The 18,263-nt window shown below is 70.1% G+C and carries 19 protein-coding genes and 1 riboswitch; of the genes, 10 read left to right on the top strand and 9 right to left on the bottom strand.

The window, feature by feature from the left end:
* Window positions 1–45 precede the first annotated feature (45 nt).
* Complete coding sequence (gene mutY, locus V6M51_RS23215; RefSeq protein WP_332770604.1) at window positions 46–1,092, bottom strand: A/G-specific adenine glycosylase; 1,047 nt, start codon at window positions 1,090–1,092, stop codon at window positions 46–48.
* A 58-nt stretch (window positions 1,093–1,150) separates the two neighbouring features.
* Here mutY and V6M51_RS23210 point away from each other — a divergent pair, with 58 nt between their 5' ends.
* The 9 genes from V6M51_RS23210 (at window position 1,151) to V6M51_RS23170 (ending at window position 9,174) form a co-directional block, all read left to right on the top strand.
* Complete coding sequence (locus V6M51_RS23210; protein ID WP_332770603.1) at window positions 1,151–1,693, top strand: DUF721 domain-containing protein; 543 nt, start codon at window positions 1,151–1,153, stop codon at window positions 1,691–1,693.
* Between the two features lie 73 nt (window positions 1,694–1,766).
* Window positions 1,767–2,378, top strand: a complete 612-nt coding sequence (locus V6M51_RS23205) for a DsbA family protein (RefSeq protein WP_332770602.1) — start codon at window positions 1,767–1,769, stop codon at window positions 2,376–2,378.
* Window positions 2,379–2,386: 8 nt separating this feature from the next.
* On the top strand, window positions 2,387–3,007 hold the full coding sequence (locus V6M51_RS23200; protein ID WP_332770601.1) for a thioredoxin domain-containing protein: 621 nt from the start codon (window positions 2,387–2,389) through the stop codon (window positions 3,005–3,007).
* A 9-nt stretch (window positions 3,008–3,016) separates the two neighbouring features.
* Complete coding sequence (gene smc / locus V6M51_RS23195; RefSeq protein WP_332770718.1) at window positions 3,017–6,460, top strand: chromosome segregation protein SMC; 3,444 nt, start codon at window positions 3,017–3,019, stop codon at window positions 6,458–6,460.
* A 167-nt stretch (window positions 6,461–6,627) separates the two neighbouring features.
* Complete coding sequence (locus tag V6M51_RS23190) at window positions 6,628–6,975, top strand: AtpZ/AtpI family protein (RefSeq protein WP_332770600.1); 348 nt, start codon at window positions 6,628–6,630, stop codon at window positions 6,973–6,975.
* A gap of 11 nt (window positions 6,976–6,986) precedes the next feature.
* Complete coding sequence (locus V6M51_RS23185) at window positions 6,987–7,811, top strand: F0F1 ATP synthase subunit A (RefSeq protein WP_332770599.1); 825 nt, start codon at window positions 6,987–6,989, stop codon at window positions 7,809–7,811.
* 30 nt (window positions 7,812–7,841) lie between these two features.
* Window positions 7,842–8,066 (top strand): F0F1 ATP synthase subunit C, encoded by a 225-nt coding sequence (locus tag V6M51_RS23180; protein WP_254834544.1) that lies wholly within the window; start codon window positions 7,842–7,844, stop codon window positions 8,064–8,066.
* Window positions 8,067–8,085: 19 nt separating this feature from the next.
* Window positions 8,086–8,679, top strand: coding sequence for a F0F1 ATP synthase subunit B family protein (locus V6M51_RS23175; protein ID WP_332770598.1), 594 nt, complete (start codon window positions 8,086–8,088; stop codon window positions 8,677–8,679).
* A 3-nt stretch (window positions 8,680–8,682) separates the two neighbouring features.
* On the top strand, window positions 8,683–9,174 hold the full coding sequence (locus V6M51_RS23170) for a F0F1 ATP synthase subunit B family protein (protein ID WP_332770597.1): 492 nt from the start codon (window positions 8,683–8,685) through the stop codon (window positions 9,172–9,174).
* Window positions 9,175–9,233: 59 nt separating this feature from the next.
* Here the strand turns inward: V6M51_RS23170 and V6M51_RS23165 are convergent, their stop codons facing one another.
* From V6M51_RS23165 to V6M51_RS23135, 7 genes are all read right to left on the bottom strand, one after another.
* Window positions 9,234–9,545 (bottom strand): PGPGW domain-containing protein, encoded by a 312-nt coding sequence (locus V6M51_RS23165; RefSeq protein ID WP_332770596.1) that lies wholly within the window; start codon window positions 9,543–9,545, stop codon window positions 9,234–9,236.
* Between the two features lie 130 nt (window positions 9,546–9,675).
* Complete coding sequence (gcvPB, locus tag V6M51_RS23160; RefSeq protein WP_332770595.1) at window positions 9,676–11,256, bottom strand: aminomethyl-transferring glycine dehydrogenase subunit GcvPB; 1,581 nt, start codon at window positions 11,254–11,256, stop codon at window positions 9,676–9,678.
* Window positions 11,253–12,599: an aminomethyl-transferring glycine dehydrogenase subunit GcvPA gene (gcvPA, locus tag V6M51_RS23155; protein WP_332770594.1), complete on the bottom strand. Its 1,347-nt coding sequence runs from the start codon at window positions 12,597–12,599 to the stop codon at window positions 11,253–11,255. Before gcvPA ends, gcvPB begins: the two co-directional genes overlap by 4 nt.
* Before the next feature lie 5 nt (window positions 12,600–12,604).
* Window positions 12,605–12,970, bottom strand: a complete 366-nt coding sequence (gene gcvH, locus V6M51_RS23150; RefSeq protein WP_332770593.1) for a glycine cleavage system protein GcvH — start codon at window positions 12,968–12,970, stop codon at window positions 12,605–12,607.
* Window positions 12,971–12,984: 14 nt separating this feature from the next.
* Window positions 12,985–14,133: a glycine cleavage system aminomethyltransferase GcvT gene (gene gcvT / locus V6M51_RS23145; protein ID WP_442957879.1), complete on the bottom strand. Its 1,149-nt coding sequence runs from the start codon at window positions 14,131–14,133 to the stop codon at window positions 12,985–12,987.
* A gap of 151 nt (window positions 14,134–14,284) precedes the next feature.
* Window positions 14,285–14,378: riboswitch (glycine riboswitch) on the bottom strand.
* A gap of 55 nt (window positions 14,379–14,433) precedes the next feature.
* Complete coding sequence (gene argS, locus V6M51_RS23140; protein WP_332770591.1) at window positions 14,434–16,218, bottom strand: arginine--tRNA ligase; 1,785 nt, start codon at window positions 16,216–16,218, stop codon at window positions 14,434–14,436.
* Window positions 16,215–16,895 carry a Tat pathway signal sequence domain protein gene (locus V6M51_RS23135; protein WP_332770590.1) on the bottom strand — a complete coding sequence of 227 codons (681 nt, stop codon included), beginning with the start codon at window positions 16,893–16,895 and terminating at the stop codon, window positions 16,215–16,217. Before V6M51_RS23135 ends, argS begins: the two co-directional genes overlap by 4 nt.
* Before the next feature lie 128 nt (window positions 16,896–17,023).
* Between V6M51_RS23135 and ispH the strand changes: the two genes are divergently transcribed.
* Window positions 17,024–17,983, top strand: a complete 960-nt coding sequence (ispH, locus tag V6M51_RS23130; RefSeq protein WP_332770589.1) for a 4-hydroxy-3-methylbut-2-enyl diphosphate reductase — start codon at window positions 17,024–17,026, stop codon at window positions 17,981–17,983.
* On the opposite strand, the gene V6M51_RS23125 is transcribed toward ispH, so the two are convergent.
* Window positions 17,980–18,207, bottom strand: a complete 228-nt coding sequence (locus V6M51_RS23125; protein WP_332770588.1) for a hypothetical protein — start codon at window positions 18,205–18,207, stop codon at window positions 17,980–17,982. The two genes, ispH and V6M51_RS23125, sit on opposite strands and share 4 nt — an antisense overlap.
* Window positions 18,208–18,263: the final 56 nt, after the last annotated feature.

The raw sequence follows: 18,263 nt of genomic DNA, 5'->3' as shown, positions 1-18,263 counted from the left end.
TTAGCGCCATAGTCGGCTAAGCGCACAACCTGCGCGCTCGACCAGCTACAGCAGGTTGCCCAGCCCCGCCCGCGCGGCCTTCAGGAACACGCTCGGCAGGGCGTCCAAGCCTGAGCGCGGCGTCCAGATCAGGCCCTCCGCGTCGCCCTCGGCGCGCAGCAGGCGCAGGGTCAGGGTGAAGTGGGTGAAGCCGTGTTCCACCTCGCCTGCCGCGCGCCAGTCGGCGCCGACCGGGGCGGCGTGGCGGGCCTCCTCGTCGCTCCAGCCCACGCCGCGCCAGTCGCTGGTCGGCAGGGCCAGCATGCCTCCTAGCAGGCCCTTGGGCGGGCGGCGGACCAGGGCCACCTCGTTCCCGCGGGTCAGGATGTAGGCCACCCCGTGGCGATGCGGCCGGACGGCCTTGGCGGCCCGGCGCGGATAGGTCTCCGGCTCGCCGCCGGCCAGGCCCGCGCAGAAGGCCGCCACCGGGCAGCGATCGCACAGAGGCCCCTTCGGACGGCAGACCGTCGCGCCGAGGTCCATCAGGGCCTGGGCCCAGTCGCCGGGGCGGTGGTCGCGGACCAGGGCCTCGGCGAGCCGCTTCAGCTCCGGCTTGGCCTCGGGCAGCGGGGTCTCGACGGCGAACAGCCGCGCCATGACCCGCTCCACATTGCCGTCCACCACGTTGGTCGGCCGGTCGAAGGCGATCGCCGCCACCGCCGCGGCCGTATAGGGCCCGAGCCCCGGCAGGGCCCGCAGCCCCTCCTCGGTGTCCGGGAAGATCCCGCCATGGTCACGCGCCACCGCCCTGGCGCAGGCCAGCAGGTTGCGAGCGCGGGCGTAGTAGCCGAGCCCCGCCCAGGCGGCCATCACCTCCCCGTCCTCCTCGGCGGCGAGGTCGGACACGGTCGGCCAGCGGGCGGTGAACTTCAGGAAATAGGGCGTGGCGTGCGGCACGGTGGTCTGCTGCAGCATCACCTCCGAAAGCCAGACCCGGTAGGGATCGGCCCGTACGCCCTCGCGCCCGTCGGAGGGGCCCACGCGCCAAGCCAGGTCGCGGGCGCCCACGTCGTACCAGGCGAGCAGGGCTGATCGGAGGGCCGGGGCGGTCATCGCCTCCTCGCTACCCGATCCTCGCCTCTCGGGGGAGCCTTGATGTAGGATCGGGCCGATGGCCCGAGACCTCCCCACCGCCGCCGAGGCCGCCGCGATCCTGGCGCGCAAGCGCACGCGGCCCCAGCGCCGGCCGCCGCCCGTGGCCGGCCGCAGCCTGAACCGGCTGCTGAAGGAACTGGACGCCAAGTACGGCCAGGGATCCGGCGCGCTACAGGCCCGCTGGCGCGAGATCGTCGGGGCCGAGATCGCCCGGCGCACCGAGCCGGTGAAGCTGACCAAGCCGCGCACCGGCGGCCCAGCCGCCCTGGAGATCCGGGTGGCCGGCGCCTCGGCGGCGCTCATCCAGCATCAGGCGCCGGAGATCGTAGCGCGGGTGAACCTGTTCCTCGGCGAGGCGGCGGTGAACAAGCTGCGGATCGTCCAGGGACCCTTGCGGGCGACCGCCGAGACCGGCAAGCCCGTCCGCCGCCGCTCGGCCCCGCTGGACGCCGCCGAGGAGGCCGAGCTGGCCGCCAGCCTCGCCGCGGCTCCCGATGGCCCTCTGAAAGCCGCATTGCTCAGCTTGGGTCGCGGCGTGCTGCGTCGTCGCACCGGTTGACTTTGGACGCTTGCAAACGTTCCTGCCGGCGGGAATCGCGCTTTACTCACTCATTCGGAATTCTGAGGGTCTCATGCTGAACTTGAACCGTCGTCTGCTCGTCGTCGCCGCGCTGGGAGCGCTGGCCCTGGCCGGCTGCTCCAAGCCCGCCGGAACCGCGAGCACCGACGACATGACCCTGGGCGATCCCAAGGCCCCGGTGAAGCTGGTCGAATACGCTTCCCTGACCTGCAGCCACTGCGCCAAGTTCAACGCCGAGGTCTTCCCCGAATTCAAGAAGAAGTACATCGACACCGGCAAGGTCCACTACACCTTCAAGGAGTTCCTGACCCCGCCCGCCGAGGTGGCCGCCGCCGGCTTCCTGATGGCCCGCTGCGCCGGCAAGGATAAGTATTTCGGCGTCGTCGACTCGGTGTTCGCCGCCCAGCAGGAGATGTTCACCACCGGCGACATGCGCGGCAGCCTGCTGCGCGTGGCCCAGTCGGCCGGCATGAACGAGCAGCAGTTCAACGCCTGCGTCTCGGACGAGGCGGCGCTGAAGGCCCTGGACGACCGGGTCACCAAGTCCGCCCGCGAGCAGAAGATCAGCGCCACCCCCACCTTCGTCGTCAACGGCAAGGTGGTGAAGGAAGGCGAGATGAGCCTGGCCGAGCTGGACGCCGCCGTCGCGGCGGCCTCGAAGTAGGAGCCCGGATGAACACGCCCGCCCGCCGCACCCTGATCGCCGCCGCCCTGGCCGCGCTGGCGCTTGCGGCGGGTCCGGCGGCCGGCGCGCCGCCGGCGGGCGATATGAGCCTGGGCGATCCCAAGGCGCCGGTGAAGATGGTCGAGTACGCCTCGTTGAGCTGCGTCCACTGCGCGGCGTTCAACAACGAGATCTTCCCGCACTTCAAGAAGAAGTACATCGACACCGGCAAGGTCCACTACACCCTGCGCGAAGTGCTGACTGAGCCGGCAAACGTGGCCGCCGCGGGCTTCATGACCGCCCGCTGCGCCGGGGCGGAGAACTATTTCAAGGTCGTCGATGCGGCGTTCCGTGGCTTCCCCGAGATGCTGCGCACCCAGGACGCGCGGGCCAACCTGGTGGCCGCGGCCAAGGCCGGCGGCCTGACCGAGGCCCAGTTCGTCGCCTGCGTCGGCGACCAGGCCGGCTTCGAGGCCATGCAGGCCCGGGCGGGCAAGAACGCCGAGGAGGGCGCGATCAAGGGCACCCCCACCTTCTACTTCAACGGCAAGAAGGTCGCCGAGGCGGCCATGACCCTCTCCGACCTGGACGCCGCCGTGGCCTCGGCCGCCAAGACAGCCGCGAAATAGGAGGCCGAACTGCATTTCCAGCGCCTCCGTCTCTCCGGGTTCAAGTCCTTCGTCGAACCGACGGAGTTCCGGATCGAGCCTGGGGTCACGGGGATCGTCGGGCCGAACGGCTGCGGCAAGTCCAACCTGCTGGAGGCCCTGCGCTGGGTTATGGGCGCCAATTCCGCCAAGGCCATGCGGGCCGGCGGCATGGACGATGTGATCTTCGCCGGCTCCGGCGACCGCGCCTCGCGCAACCACGCCGAGGTGACGCTGACCATCGACAACGCCGACCGCAAGGCGCCGCCGGCCTTCAACGACACCCCGGTGTTGGAGGTGGTCCGTCGTATCGATCGCGGCGCGGGGTCGACCTACAGGATCAACGGCCGTGAGGTGCGCGCCCGCGACGTGCAGCTGCTGTTCGCCGACGCCTCGACCGGCTCCAACTCCCCGGCCCTGGTGCGCCAGGGCCAGATCTCCGAGCTGATCGCCGCCAAGCCGCAGAACCGCCGGCTGATCCTGGAAGAAGCCGCGGGGGTCTCGGGGCTGCACTCCCGTCGCCATGAGGCCGAATTGCGCCTGCGCGCCGCCGAGACCAACCTTTCGCGGCTGGACGACGTCGCCAATGAACTGGAGAGCGCGCTCAACCGCCTGAGGCGCGAGGCGCGCCAGGCCGAGCGCTACAAGAAGCTGTCGGCCGAGATCCGGTCGCTGCAGGGCGCGGTGCTCTATTCCCGCTGGGCCGAGGCCAAGGGCGCGGCCGAGCGGCTGGCGACCGAGGCCGCCGACGCCGCCCGCGCCGTGGAGGAGACCGCCCGCCAGGCGGCGAACGCCACCACGGCCGCCGCCAAGGCCGAGGAGGCCATCGCCCCCCTGCGCGAGGCCGAGACCGTGGCCGCCGCCATCCTGCACCGCCTGGCCATCGACAAGGACCGCCTTGACCGCGAGGGCGAGGCCATCGCCGCCGAAGTCGAGCGGCTGGTCGGCGAGGTCGGCCGCATCGACGCCGACTGCGCGCGCGAGACCCAGATCGTCGAGGACGCCGACGTCGCGCGCAAGCGCATGGCCGACGACCTGCAGGCGCTCGAGGCCGCCATCGCCGCGGCCCCGGACCGTTCGACCGAGCTGGAAGCCGCCGCCCGCGAGGCTGACGAGGCCCGTGTCGCCGCCGACGAGACGGTGGAAGAGCTGGCCACCCAGGCCGCCGCGGACGAGGCCCGCCGCCGCGCCGGCGCCGCCCGCGTCGACGAAGCCACCAATCGCGTGTCGCGCACCCGCCGCGCCCTCGACCAGGCCAGGACCGAGCGCGAGCAGCTCGGCCCGGCGGTCAATCCGCAGACCGCCCAGGCGCGCGCCGAGCTGGAGCGCGCCGAAGCCACGCTCACCGCCGTCCGCGCCGCCCTGGAGGCCGCCGAGGAGGAGCGCAGCACCGCCGCCGCCGCCGAGAACGAGCTGCGCGACGCAGCCCGCAAGCAGGATGAACAGCTCGGCCGCCTGACCGCCGAGGCCCGGGCCCTGGCCCAGATCGTCGCCCAGCAGCGCCGCGGCGGCTTCACCCCGGCCCTGGACGAAGTCGCTCCCGATCGCGGCTATGAGAAGGCGCTGGCCGCCGCCCTCGGCGACGACTTGGACGCGGCGCTGGATCCCAAGGCCCCGGCCTTCTGGGGCGGACGCGACGCCGCCGCTCCGGCCTGGCCGAACGGCGCCCAGCCCCTGGCCCCGCTGGTCAAGGCCCCCGCGGTCCTCGCCGCGCGCCTGGCCTTCACGGCCCTGGTCTCCCGCGACGACGGCGACCGGCTGCAAGACCTGCTCGCCCCCGGCTGCCGGCTGGTCTCCCGCGAGGGCGACCTCTGGCGCTGGGACGGCTTCACCGCCCGCGCCGACGCGCCGAAGCCCGCCGCCGTGCGGATGGAGCAGAAAACCCGGCTGACCGAGGTGGAGGCCGAGATCGAGGTCATCTCGCCCAAGGCCAAGCTGGCCAAGGACGCCCTGACCGCCGCCACCGCCCGCGTCCGCACCGCCGAGGACGCGCTGCGCGCCGCGCGCCGCGAGCCGCCGGCCGCCGAACAGAAGGTCTCCGCCGCCCGCGCCGCCGTCGAGAAGCTCGACCGCGAGGCCGCCCGGCGCGAGGCCCATGCCCAGTCCCTGGACGACGTCATCGGCCGCTTCGAGGCCGAGCTCGCCGACGCCGAATCCATCTTGAGAGTAGCCGTGGGCGAGTCGGCGGAAGACACCGCCGTGGGCGACCTTCCGGCCCGCCTGGCCCAGGCCCGCGCCGCCGCAGGTCCCGCCCGCGAGGCCGCCGCCGCCGCCCGCTCGGCCTTGGAGATCGAGATCCGCGAGCGCGACGGCCGCGCCCGCCGGCTGGAGCACTTGCGCCGCGATTCCGATGACTGGACCCGCCGCGGCCAGGCCGCCGCCAAGCGCCTGGAGCACCTGGTCGAGGCCCGCGCCGGAGCCCAGGGGAAGCTCGACAAGGCCCACGAAGCGCCGGCCACCCACCAGGCGCGCCTTCAGACCCTGCTGGACGAACTGTCCCAGGCCGAGGCGCGCCGGGCGCAGTCCTCCGACGCGCTCGCCCATGCCGAGGGCGCCCGGGCCGAGGCCGACCGCGCGGTGCGCGCCGCCGACGCCGCCTCGTCCCAGGCCCGCGAACTGCGCGCCTCCCTCGACGCCCGCCTCGAGGGCGCCAGCGAACGACTGGCGGAGGTCACCGGCCAGATCCGCGAGACCGCCCGCATCGAGCCCGAGCAGCTCGGCCGCAAGCTGGCCGACGACGCGGTGGCCATCCCCGCCGAGCCGGGCGGCATGGAGGCCCACCTCTACAATCTGGAGCGCCAGCGCGACGCCATCGGTCCGGTGAACCTGCGCGCCGAGGAAGAGGCCGTCGAGCACGCCGCCCGCCTGGAGACCATGCAGACCGAGCGCGCCGACCTGACCGGCGCCATCGCGCGCCTGCGCCAGGGGATCGACGAGTTGAACGGCGAGGGCCGCGAGCGTCTGCTCTCCGCTTTCGAGGTGATCAACGAGCATTTCAAGACGCTCTTCCAGGCCCTGTTCGAGGGCGGCCAGGCCGAGCTGCGCCTGGTGGAGTCCGACGATCCGCTGGAGGCCGGGCTGGAGATCTACGCCTGCCCGCCCGGCAAGCGCATGGCCACCATGAGCCTGATGAGCGGCGGTGAGCAGGCCCTGACGGCCGCGGCCCTGATCTTCGCGGTGTTCCTGGCCCAGCCCGCGCCGATCTGCGTGCTGGACGAGGTGGACGCCCCGCTGGACGACGCCAATGTCGACCGGTTCTGCAATCTGCTGGACGAGATGCGCCGCCGGACCCAGACGCGGTTCATCGCCATCACCCACAATCCGGTGACCATGGCGCGCATGGACCGGCTGTTCGGCGTCACCATGGCCGAGCGCGGGGTTTCCCAATTGGTCTCGGTCGACCTGCGCCAGGCCGAGGCCATGGCGGCGCAATAGCGCACCCCGGTGCATTCGCCGTTTAGCGCGCCGAAATCGCTATATAAATCAGTTGGTTAATAACTGGTCTCGCAACCTTGACGCACTGCAACCGCGTCTATAGGTTCCGCGCGACCTAAAGCCCCCGCCGTGGCGGCGAACGTCGCGGTCGAAAGGCCTTCCGACGTATGCCCAGGACGGACGAGACGAAATCCGAGACGCCTAGTCTCGAATCGCGCCTCGAAGCGGCCGAGTCGGCGCAGGCCCGCAAGGCCAGCGGCGAAACGCACCGGGCGATGGCGCAGGGTTACCGCTTCATCGGTGAAGTGGTGGGTGGGGTGCTCATGGGAGTCGGCCTCGGCTGGCTCATCGATCGCTACGCCGGCACGGCCCCATTCGGGCTGGTCGGCGGCCTGCTGATCGGTTCGGGGCTTTCCATTTTCGTGGCGGTGCGAACCGCGACGCGAACGACCAAAGACGCGATGGCGAAGGCCGGGCCGCTGCCCGTCGTCGCCGACGACAAAGACGAGGATTGAGGACCGTACTGGTGGAACAGCCTGCCATTGAACCGATGCACCAGTTCCTGGTCCAGAAGATCGTCCAGGGACCCGTGTTCACCATCGGCGGTCTGACCTTCGACATGTCGATCACCAATTCGGTGGCCAGCATGATCGCCGGCGCGCTGATCCTCATCGCCTTCTTCGCGCTGACCGCGCGGGGCCAACTGGTGCCGAACCGTGGCCAGGCCCTGGCCGAGGCCCTCTACAACATCGTCGACCGCGTGCTGGTCACGCCGATCATCGGCCCCGGCGGCCGGGCCTATATCCCCTACCTCTTCACCCTCTTCACGGTCATCCTGGTCCTGAACCTGATGGGCGTGCTGCTGGCGATCGGAAATCTGGGCGGCCTGTCGCTCACCTTCACGGTCACTTCACAGCTGGCGGTCACCGCGACGCTCGCCGTCCTGACCTTCTTCAGCGTCTTCTTCCTGGGCTTCATCAAGCACGGCCCGAAGTTCCTGGGCCTGTTCTTCCCCTCGGGCATGGGCGTCATCGGCGCCATCCTGATGGCTCCCATCGAGATGATCTCCTACTTCGTGCGCCCGGTGACCCTGGCCATGCGACTGTTCGGCAACATGCTGGGCGGCCACGTCGTGATGAGCCTGTTCGGCTCCTTCGTGGTGGCGCTGGGCCTCGTCGCCTTGTCGGGCGGGATCGCCGCCCTGGCCATCGTCCCCAGTGTCCTGTCGTTCGCCATGATCGTCGGCCTGACCGGCCTCGAGCTGGTGGTCGCCGTTCTCCAGGCCTTCGTGTTCACCGCGCTGGCCACCGTCTATCTCAACGAGGTCGTGAACTTCGGTCACGGCCACTAACCCAAGCTACTTCTCAAGAGGACTATTCAAATGGAAGCTGAAGCCGCGAAGCTTATCGGCGCTGGCCTCGCCACCTCGGGCATGATCGGGGCCGGTATCGGCCTGGGCACCCTGTTCGGCAACTACCTGCAAGCCGCGATCCGTAACCCGGCCGCCGCCGCCAGCCAGCAAACCATGCTGTTCCTGGGCATGGCCCTGACCGAAACCATGGGCCTGTTCGCCTTCGTGGTCTCGCTGATCATCCTGTTCGCCTAAGCCTGCGACCGAGCGCCCCATGGCGATGCAATCTCACGAAGACGCTGCCGCGACGGGCCACGAGCCCGCCGCGCCCGGCCACGAGGCCGGGGCCGCGGGCGCTCACGAAGGTGCGGCCGGCGGACACGAGTCCAGCGGCCTGCCGCAGTTCGACTTCTCCCAGTGGCCCGGGCAGATCGCCTGGTTCCTGATCATGTTCTTCGTCGTGATGGCGTTCATGCGCTTCTTCGCGACGCCGAAGCTGGGCGGAACCATCGAGGCGCGGGACGGCAAGATCGCCGGCGACATCGCCGACGCTCGCCGCATGAAGGACGAGGCCGATACCCAGGCCCAGACCGCCGCGGCCGAAACCACCCAGGCCCACGCCCGGGCGCGGAAGGTGGCGGCCGACGCTCGGGCCAAGGGCCAGGCCGAGATCGCCGCTCGCCTCGCCGAGGAAGAAGCCAAGCTGGCGGTCATCGCCTCCGAGGCCGAGGCGCGTATCGCCAAGGCCCGTGACGCGGCCATGGCCAATGTCGCCACCATCGGGCGCGAAACCGCCCAGGCGATCGTGGCGAAGCTAACCGGCAAGGCCGCCACCCCGGCCGAACTGGCCGCCGTGGCGAAGGGATAGACGATGGAACTGCTGCTCGACACGCACTTCTGGGTCGGCGTCGCCCTCGTCGTCTTCCTCGGCATCCTGGTCGCCGCCGGGGTCCACAAGTTCGCCTGGAAAGCGCTCGGCGACGCCGGGGCCAAGGTCCAGGCGCAACTCGACGAAGCCGCCGCCCTGCGCAAGGAAGCCCAGGCGCTGCTGGACGACATCAAGCGCCAGCGCGACGAGGCCGAGAAGGCCGCGGCCGAGATGCTGGCCAACGCCCAGGAAGACGCCAAGCGCATGGCGACCGAAGCCCAGGCCAATCTCGCCGAACAGATCAAGCGCCGCGGCGCCCTGGCCGAACGCAAGATCGCCAACGCCGAGGCCCAGGCCGCGGCCGAGGTCAAGGCCGCCGCCGCCGAGTTCGCCGCCCAGATGGCCGAGGACGTCCTGGTCAAGCGGCTGGCCGGCGCGTCCAGTGATCCGCTGGTCGACGGCGCGATCAAGCAGCTGGCGACCAAGCTGCAATAGGTCTCGCCACGAACCGACAATGAAACGGCGGGCCCTGCGGTCCGCCGTTTTTGATTGGGCTATTCGGCCGGGGCGGACTGGGGCCGCCGGCGCCGCAGCAGGCGGCGCAGCGGCGAGATCACCCGCGGATGGGCGTGATGCAGGCGCACGAAATGGCGCCGCGCCTTGAACGAGTTGCGCAGGATGACCATCAGCCCGACCACGATGACCGGGATGCCGCCAGGACCCGGGATCGGGGCGATCAGCACGCCGATCAGGACGATCAAGGCGCCCAGGACCACGAACCCAGCGCGCACGAGTCGCGCCGCGAATTCGCGGTTGGCGTCGTCGGGCGCGCGATGAGCGCGCATGCTGGGCATGGCGTAGGACACGTACGTTCAACCTGGGTGTAGCGCCCGCGCGCCGTTCTTGGGGAGGACCGGCGGTCGGGCTTACTGCGATATGAGAACGTACTAGGGAGTCGTAAAGACGACCCTGCAGTTAAATTTCGTCCATTCGATGCTATTCGGCTGCAATCGGCGCCGGAGACACACCTGCAAGCTCGGGTTTCCACGTCAACCGCGGTTTCCGGGCCGCCAGGGTCTCGTCCAGCCGCCGCAGGGGCGCGAGGTAGGGCGCCCCCTTGAAGCGGTCGACGTCCCCCGCCTTGGCCGCCTGGGCCAGCAGGACCAGGGCGTGGCAGAAGCGGTCGAGCTCCTGCTTGGACTCCGTCTCGGTCGGTTCGATCAGCATCGCCCCGTGTACGACCAGCGGGAAATACATGGTCATGGGGTGGAAGCCTTCGTCGATCATCGCCTTGGCGAAGTCGAGGGTAGTGACGTCGGTGCCCTCCAGCCAGGCGTCGTCGAACAGGGCCTCGTGCATGCACGGGCCGTCCGGGAAGGCCGGGGTCATCACCGCCGACAGCTTGGCCTTGATGTAGTTGGCGTTCAGCACCGCGTCCTCGGCCACCTGGCGCAGGCCGTCGGAGCCGTGACTCAGCATGTAGGCGTAGGCGCGGACGAACATGCCCATCTGGCCATGGAAGGCGCTCATGCGGCCGAAGGCCTGGGCGGCTTCGCCCTCGGCCTCCTCGACCAGCATGAAGCCCTCGTCGCTGGAGACCACCCAGGGGGCCGGCGCGAAGGGCGCCAGGGCCGCCGACAGCACCACCGGGCCCGCGCCCGGCCCGCCGCCGCCGTGGGGCGTGGAGAAGGTCTTGTGCAGGTTGATGTGCATGGCGTCGACGCCCAGGTCGCCGGGACGCACCCGACCGACGATGGCGTTGAAATTGGCCCCGTCGCAGTAGAAATAGGCGCCCGCCTCGTGGGTCAGGCGGCCGATCTCGATCACGTCGCGCTCGAACAGACCGCAGGTGTTGGGATTGGTGACCATGATCGCCGCCACGTCGGGCGAGAGCTTGGCCGCCAGGTCGGCGATATCCACCCGGCCGTCGTCGGTCTGGGCGATCTCCACCACCGAATAGCCGACGAAGGCCGCGGTGGCCGGGTTGGTGCCGTGGGCCGAGGTGGGCACCAGGACGGTGCGGCGATGCCCCTGGCCGTTGGCCTCATGCGCCGCCTTGATGGTCAGAAGGCCGCAGAGCTCGCCGTGGGCGCCGGCCTTGGGCGACATGGCCACGGCGGGCATGCCGGTGAGGGTCTTCAGCCAATGGGCCAGGCGGTCGATCAGGGCCAGGGCGCCTTGCACCGTGGACTGCGGGCTTAGCGGATGCAGGTCGCCGAAGCCGGCCAGCCGCGCCATCTTCTCGTTGAGCCGCGGGTTGTGCTTCATGGTGCACGAGCCCAGCGGATAGAGCGCCAGGTCGATGGCGTGGTTCTTCTGGGAGAGCCGGACGTAGTGGCGCATGGCCTCTGGCTCCGAGAGCCCCGGCAGGCCGATGGGCGCGGCGCGCACCAGGTCGCCCAGGTCCGAAGCGTCGTGCTCGGCGGGGGCGAGGTCGACGCCGGTCTTGTCCCAGCCGCCCATCTCGAAGATCAGGGCCTCGTCCTGCAACAGGCCGCGCCCGCCGGTCAGGGACGGGTGCGAGGTCTCGACGACGGTTTCCGGACGGGTGGGGCGGCCCACATTGAGCATGGTCATTGGCCGATCCTCCGGGCGAGGGCGTCAGCGAAGGCGGCGATGTCCTTCGTGGTGGTGGTTTCGGTGGCCGCGACCAGCAGGACGTCGTCCATGCCGGCCTCAGGCGCGAGGCGCGAGAACGGCACGCCGGCCACGATTCCGTCGGCCAGCAGGGTCTCGACCACAGCCGCGGCGTCGCCCTTCAGCCGGATCGCGAACTCGTTGAAGAACCGCGGCGTCAGGATCTCGACGCCCGCGACCTTGGCCAGGACGTCGCGCAGCTCGCGGGCCTTGGAGTGGTTCAGTTCGGCCAGCTCGCGCAGGCCCCGCTCGCCCAGCAGCGAGAGGTGGATGGTGAAGGCCAGCGCGCAGAGGCCCGAATTGGTGCAGATGTTGGACGTCGCCTTCTCGCGGCGGATGTGCTGTTCGCGGGTCGACAGGGTCAGCACGAATCCGCGCCGCCCCTCGGCGTCCACCGTCTCGCCGCACAGGCGGCCGGGCATCTGGCGGACCAGCTTCTCCCGGCAAGCGAAGAGGCCGACATAGGGGCCGCCGAAGTTCAGGCCGTTGCCGATTGACTGGCCCTCGGCCACGGCGATGTCGGCGCCCATTTCGCCGGGCGACTTCAGCAGGCCGAACGACACGGTCTCGGTGGTGACCACGATCAGCAGGGCCCCGGCGGCATGGGCCGCCTCGGCGATCTTCGTCACGTCGGTGACCACGCCGAACACGTTGGGGGTCTGGACCACGACGCAGGCGGTCTCGGCGTCGATGGCCTCGATCACCGCGGCTTCGGCGTCGATGGCGGCCGGCAGGCGGGTGATGTCCATGCCCTCGGCATGGGCGATGGTCTGGGTGGTGGCGGCGTAGTGGGGATGCAGGCCGCCGGAGACCACGGCCTTCTTCCGGCGGGTGACCCGCTGGGCCATCATCACCGCCTCTGCGCAGGCCGTGGAGCCGTCGTACATCGAGGCGTTGGCGACCTCGAGGCCGGTCAAGGCGGCGACCTGGGTCTGGAATTCGAACAGGACCTGCAAGGTCCCCTGGGCGATCTCGGGCTGGTAGGGCGTGTAGCTGGTGAGGAATTCCGAACGCTGGATCACGTGGTCGACCGTGGCCGGCACGTGGTGGCGATAGGCGCCCGCCCCGCAGAAAAATGGTCCCGCCCCCGCCGGCCGATTCATGGCCGCAAGCGCCGAAAGCTCCCGCTCCACTTCCAGCTCACCGGCGTGCAGCGGCAGGTCGAACAGGTCGGCCTTGCGGGCGGCGGCGGGCACGTCGGCGAACAGATCATCGATCGATCCGACGCCTATGACGCCCAGCATCTCGGCGCGGTCGGCGGGGGTAAGCGGGAGATAGCGCATGGGTCTTACAGGGTCCCCAGGAAGTCTTCGTAGGCGGCGCGGTCCATCAGGGCCTCGTACTCGGCCTTGTCGGCGACCTTGATCTTGGCGAACCAGCCGGCCTTTTCGGGCTGATCGTTGACGGTCTCGGGCGCGTCGCCCAGGGCTGCGTTACCCTCGACCACCTGGCCGGAGATCGGGGCGTAGACGTCGGAGGCGGCCTTGACGCTCTCGACCACCGCCAGGCCGTCGCCGGCCTTCACGGTCTTGCCGGCCTCGGGGGTCTCGACGAACACCACATCGCCAAGCTGGTCTGCGGCGTAGGCGGTGATGCCGATCGTGGCTACGTCGCCCTCGAGGACGACCCATTCATGGTCCTTGGTGAAGCGCATCTGGGCGGTCCTTCTCAGAGCTTGCGGATATAGCGGTGGGGAACGAAGGGCATGGTGGTGACTTCCGCGGCCTGCGGCTTGCCCCGGACGATGACCTTGAGCTTCGTGCCGGCGGCCGCGAGCGCGGGGGGCACGAAGCCCATGGCGATGGGCTTGCCGAGCGAGGGCGAGAACCCGCCCGAGGTGACGACTCCGACCACATTCCCGGCCTCGTCGGCGATCTCGGCGCCCTCGCGGGCCGGGGCGCCTTCCAGCACGGTGAGGCCAACGCGCTTGCGGCTCACCCCCTCGGCCAGTTCCTTGGCGATGCGGGTCGCGCCCGGGAAGTCGCGAGCGTCGCGGCGCTTCTTGGAAACGGAGAAGGCGAGGTCCGCCTCGATGGGACTGACGGTCTCGTCGACGTCGTGGCCGTAGAGCGGCAGGCCGGCCTCCAGGCGAAGGCTGTCGCGGGCGCCCAGGCCGATGGGCCGGACCCGCTCGTCGGCGCACAGCAGGTTCCAGACCCGCTCGGCCTCGGCGGCCGGGACCGAGATCTCGTAGCCGTCTTCGCCGGTGTAGCCCGAGCGTGAGACGATGACGTCGGTCCCGAAGGCCTCGAACGAGGCCGAGTCCATGAAGACCATCTTCGCAGCCTGGGGCGCATGGGACGCCAGCACCTCGGCGGCCTTGGGCCCCTGCAGCGCCATCAGCGCCCGGTCCTCCAGGCGATCGATCCGCACCTGGCCGGCCAGCTCGTTGTCGATGACCTTGAAATCGTTGTCCTTGCAGGCGCCGTTGACCACCACGAACAGGCCGTCGTCGCCACTCCCATCAGGAGCAACTGGCCGGGCGGCCATCAGGTCGTCGATGATCCCGCCCGTCTTGTTGAGCAGGACGGAATAGCGCTGCTTGCCGGGCTTCAGCCCGATGAAATCGCCGGGGGTGACCTCCTCGAAGGCCGAGAGCGGCGAGACCCCGCGCAGGCGGGCCTGGCCCATGTGCGAGACGTCGAACAGGCCCGCGTTCTCGCGAGTCCAGAGATGCTCCTTCAGCACCCCGTCCCTGTACTGCACGGGCATGGAGTAGCCTGCGAAGGGCACCATCCGCGCGCCGGCGGCGACATGCGCGGCGTTGAGCGGTGTGGTCTTCAGGGTCTCGTCGGACACGCTTGGACTCCGGCTGATGATTTCGCGCGCGCACGGAAAGGCTTCCCGCAACGCATGCGCCCCCGCTGTCCCTGATGCCTGAGAGATTTAGAGCCTTCCGCGAACTGGAAGACCCCCTGCTCCTTCGGCGAGCGCCCTCGAACGGGAGCGCCTACTTTCCAGCGTTCATCAGCTCTGCGCGGTCCTTTTGCCTGAGCGTTTCCGGGGCGGTTGCGCCTTCGGCTCCGGGCCCCGAAGGGCCCGATCTCTCCCGCGAGAGTCGAGGCGGAACCTGTTCGAACAGGGCGCCCAAGTCAATGCGCCAAGTCGCGCGCGGGCCTACATCCGGTCGGGCGCTTCGATCCCCAGCAGATCCAGCGCCCGCTCCAGCTGGCGCAGCGTCGTCTGAGCCAGCGCCAGGCGCGAGGCCCGCACCGTCGGCTCGGCGGTCATGATCGGGCAGGCCGCGTAGAACTTCGAGAAGGTCTGGGCCAGCTTGTAGGCGTGCTCGGCCAGGAAGTTCGGGGCCTTCTTGTCATAGGCGTCGGCCAGGGCCTGGTCGAAGGCGTCCAGCAACAGGACCAGGTCGCGCTCCGCGGGCTCGGAGATGGCGATCTCGCCGGCGTCCACGCCTTCGTCGGCCGCGCGGCGCAGGATCGATTTCACCCGCACCGCTTGATAGAGCAGATAGGGCCCGGTCTTGCCCTCGAAACTGGAGAAGCGGTCCAGGTCGAAGACATAGGACGTGCCGCGGAAGTTCTGCAGGTCGGCGAACTTGAGCGCCGCCACCGCCACCTTGTGGGCGGTCTCCTCGAAGGCCTCGGGATCGAGCTCGGCGCCGAGCCCCGCCTCGTGCAGGCGCTCGCGGGCCTTGTCGCGGGTCATGACGATCATGTCGTTCAGCTTCAGCACCCCGCCCTCGCGGGTCTTGAAGGGCTTGCCGTCGGTCCCGTTCATGGTGCCGAAGCCGACGTGCTCCAGCTGCCCCTCGGCCGCGTAGCCGGCGATCTGGGCGGCGCGGAAGACGATCTCGAAATGGTCGGCCTGGCGCTGGTCGACCACATAGAGCACGTGGTCGGGGCCGAAGGTCTGATTGCGGTCGACGATGGTGGCCAGGTCGGTGGTGCCGTACATGGCCGAGCCCTCCGAGGAGACCACCAGCAGCGGCGGCAGCTCGCGCTTGTCGCCCTGGCGGGTCACCCGGATGATCCGCGCGCCCTGATCGTCGACCAGCAGGCCCTTGGCGTCCAGTTCCTCGACCATGGGGGCGATCAGCTGGTCGACGTCGCTCTCGCCCTTCCAGAGGTCGAAATCGACGCCCAGCGCGTGGAAATCGCGTTCCAGCGCCACCTGGGTGACCTTGGCGAAGTGCCGCCACAGGGCGAAGTGGCCCGGCCTGCGGGCTTGCAGTTCGGCGGTGAGCTTGCGGGCGCGATCCCGATAGTCCGGCTCCGACTTGCCGCGCGCGGCGGCCTCCGGATAGAGCCGGTCCAGGTCGGCTAGGCTGACCTCGCGTTCGAACGTCGCGACCGCCTGCGCCTCGACAGCCTCGCCGGCGTTGAGCGCGTCGACCGCCTGCTTCACGGCGGGCTTTTCGTCGGTGACCGCCCCGATCAGCAGGCCCATCTGATAGCCCCAGTCGCCGAAATGGGCGTCGCCCACCACGGTGTCGCCCCGGAACCGGTAGAGGCGCTTGATCGATTCGCCGATGATCGAGGCCCGCAGGTGGCCCACATGCATCGGCTTGGCGACATTGGGCCCGCCGTAGTCGACCAGGACCCTGCGCGGCGCGGCCACCGGCTCGGCGCCCAGGCGCGGATCGGCGGCGATCTCCCGGGCCCGCTGCGACAGGGCCGCGTTGCTGAGCTTGAGGTTGATGAAGCCCGGCCCGGCGATCTCCACCCCGGCCAGACGCGCATCGCCCGCCAGGCCCGCGGCGACCTCGGCGGCCACCTCACGCGGATTGCGCCCGGCGCGCTTGGCGGCCGGCAGGGCGCCGTTGCATTGGAAGTCGGCGAGGTCGGGCCGGTCGGACGGCGTCACGCGGCCGAGCTCGGCCGGCAGTCCCGCCGCGGCGAAGGCGGTCCCGACCGCTTCGCTGAGGCCCCGTTTCAGATCGCTCATCGAGGTTCGGCGGCGCCCGCGACCGTGGCCTGGCCGGCGTTCACCCGGAAGCGCTTGCCGTCCCGGTTGAAGGCGGCCATCTGCGGCGTCACGTCGAAGCCGACCAGGATCTCGAAATTGCCGCCGCTGGTGGTGGCCGTGGCGCGCGGGATGGTGATCTGGCCGATCTCCTCGGTGGCGTAGATCCGATCCTGGCCCTCGGAGAACTTCACCGGCAGATCGAAGTACTGCTTGGTGATGACGCTGTCGTTGCGTTTGGTCACCGCCACCCAGTAGCGGTAGGTCTTGGTGTCGGCGGTCGCCTGGGGACCCTTGCCCAGCTCGAACAGCACTTCCATCGTCACCTTGATGGGATCGCTGTCCTTGTACTGGCAGCCGGCCGAGATGCCCTGGATCTCGCCCGAATAGGCGACATTGGCCGAGGCTTCGCGGTTGTCCTTGAACTCCACATAGCGCGCGGCGTCGTAGAGCACCTTCACATAGGGGCAGGGTCCGGCGTTGCGCAGGGCCGGCAGCGGCGCCTGGACGTCGCTCCATTCGCTCTGGCGCTTCTTCTTCTTGGCGGCCTCCTGCTCCTGGCGCTCCTGGTCGCTGGGGCGGCGCTGGGCGGCGGCAAGCTCGGGAACCGCGGTGACGACCAGGGAGAGGCCGGCGGCGAGCAGAAGGGAACGGCGCATTGGGGGTCGTCCAAACATGAAGGGCTAAGGGCCGTCTCCGGCCCCCGCGGTCGGTCCCCTACTAATGGCTATCGATTGAGGCCGCAACGCGGCTGGCGGCGAAGCCTGCGAGCCCCTAGTTTGTCGCCATGTTGCAAGAGCCCCGTCCTCGCCGTCCGCTCAAGGTCCTGCTGGCCACGCCGCGTGGGTTTTGCGCGGGCGTCGACCGCGCCATCCAGATCGTCGAGCGCGCCATCGAGAAGTACGGCGCCCCGGTCTATGTGCGCCACGAGATCGTCCACAACCGCCACGTGGTCGACCGGCTGAAGGCGCTGGGCGCGGTGTTCGTGGAGGAATTGTCGGAGTGCCCGACCGACCGGCCGGTGGTGTTCTCCGCCCATGGCGTGCCCAAATCGGTGCCCGCCGAGGCCAAGGGCCGCCAGATGCTCTATCTCGACGCCACCTGCCCCCTGGTCTCCAAGGTCCATGTCGAGGCGCAACGGCACTTCGACTCCGGCCGCGAGATCGTGCTGATCGGCCATGCCGGCCATCCCGAGGTCGTCGGCACCATGGGCCAGCTACCCGACGGGGCGGTCACCCTGATCGAGACCGTCGAGGACGCCCGGACCTATACGCCGAAGAACGCCGCCAACGTCGCCTTCGCCACCCAGACCACCCTGTCGGTGGACGACACGGCCGAGATCGTGGCCGCGTTGAAGGAACGCTTCCCGGAGATCTCCGCGCCCCACAAGGAAGACATCTGCTACGCCACCACCAACCGCCAGGATGCGGTCAAGGCTGTGGCCGCCCAGGCCGAAGTCCTGCTGGTGCTGGGCTCGGCCAATTCGTCCAACTCCGTGCGGCTGGTCGAGGTGGCGCGGCGCTCGGGCGCCCAGACCGCCTATCTGATCGACGACGCCGCGGGCCTGGACCTGGCCTGGCTGGAGGGTGTGTCCGCCGTGGGCGTCACCGCCGGCGCCTCCGCGCCGGAGGATCTGGTCCAGGGCCTGATCGACCGCCTGGGCGAGGCCTTCGACGTCACGGTCGAGGACGTCGACACCGTACGCGAGACGGTGAGCTTCAAGCTCCCGCGCCTGCTGAGCGCCTAGGTCTCCAGGGCCTGGAAGGTCTTGTTGTAGCGCTTCAGGAAGGCGCGGCCGCGGCCGGCCCGCACTTCATGGTCGATGTCGAGTTCGGCGGTGGCCGTGACCCCGTGCGGGGTCCGCTCGATGTGGATGACGTCACCCACCTCCAGTTTGAGGGCGGCGCGTGTCTCGTCGTCAAAGACGGCCACGACATCGGGCCCTCTCTGCTCAAGCTTCAATGCGATCATCGGGAGCCTCCAACCCGGGCAATCTAACACGAAGCTGTCCGTGGCGTCTTGACCGC

Source organism: Phenylobacterium sp. (assembly GCF_036677185.1).
Lineage (GTDB): Bacteria > Pseudomonadota > Alphaproteobacteria > Caulobacterales > Caulobacteraceae > Phenylobacterium.
Note: the sequence above shows the minus strand (reverse complement) of the source record. Positions and strands in the feature narration are given on the sequence as shown.

Bases quoted from the DNA above. Each gene is read 5' to 3' on its own strand.
- mutY (WP_332770604.1), bottom strand. From the start codon at position 1,092: ATGACCGCCCCGGCCCTCCGATCAGCCCTGCTCGCCTGGTACGACGTG.
- V6M51_RS23210 (WP_332770603.1), top strand. From the start codon at position 1,151: ATGGCCCGAGACCTCCCCACCGCCGCCGAGGCCGCCGCGATCCTGGCG.
- V6M51_RS23205 (WP_332770602.1), top strand. From the start codon at position 1,767: ATGCTGAACTTGAACCGTCGTCTGCTCGTCGTCGCCGCGCTGGGAGCG.
- V6M51_RS23200 (WP_332770601.1), top strand. From the start codon at position 2,387: ATGAACACGCCCGCCCGCCGCACCCTGATCGCCGCCGCCCTGGCCGCG.
- V6M51_RS23190 (WP_332770600.1), top strand. From the start codon at position 6,628: ATGCCCAGGACGGACGAGACGAAATCCGAGACGCCTAGTCTCGAATCG.
- V6M51_RS23180 (WP_254834544.1), top strand. From the start codon at position 7,842: ATGGAAGCTGAAGCCGCGAAGCTTATCGGCGCTGGCCTCGCCACCTCG.
- V6M51_RS23175 (WP_332770598.1), top strand. From the start codon at position 8,086: ATGGCGATGCAATCTCACGAAGACGCTGCCGCGACGGGCCACGAGCCC.
- V6M51_RS23170 (WP_332770597.1), top strand. From the start codon at position 8,683: ATGGAACTGCTGCTCGACACGCACTTCTGGGTCGGCGTCGCCCTCGTC.
- gcvPB (WP_332770595.1), bottom strand. From the start codon at position 11,256: ATGACCATGCTCAATGTGGGCCGCCCCACCCGTCCGGAAACCGTCGTC.
- gcvPA (WP_332770594.1), bottom strand. From the start codon at position 12,599: ATGCGCTATCTCCCGCTTACCCCCGCCGACCGCGCCGAGATGCTGGGC.
- gcvH (WP_332770593.1), bottom strand. From the start codon at position 12,970: ATGCGCTTCACCAAGGACCATGAATGGGTCGTCCTCGAGGGCGACGTA.
- argS (WP_332770591.1), bottom strand. From the start codon at position 16,218: ATGAGCGATCTGAAACGGGGCCTCAGCGAAGCGGTCGGGACCGCCTTC.
- V6M51_RS23135 (WP_332770590.1), bottom strand. From the start codon at position 16,895: ATGCGCCGTTCCCTTCTGCTCGCCGCCGGCCTCTCCCTGGTCGTCACC.
- ispH (WP_332770589.1), top strand. From the start codon at position 17,024: ATGTTGCAAGAGCCCCGTCCTCGCCGTCCGCTCAAGGTCCTGCTGGCC.
- V6M51_RS23125 (WP_332770588.1), bottom strand. From the start codon at position 18,207: ATGATCGCATTGAAGCTTGAGCAGAGAGGGCCCGATGTCGTGGCCGTC.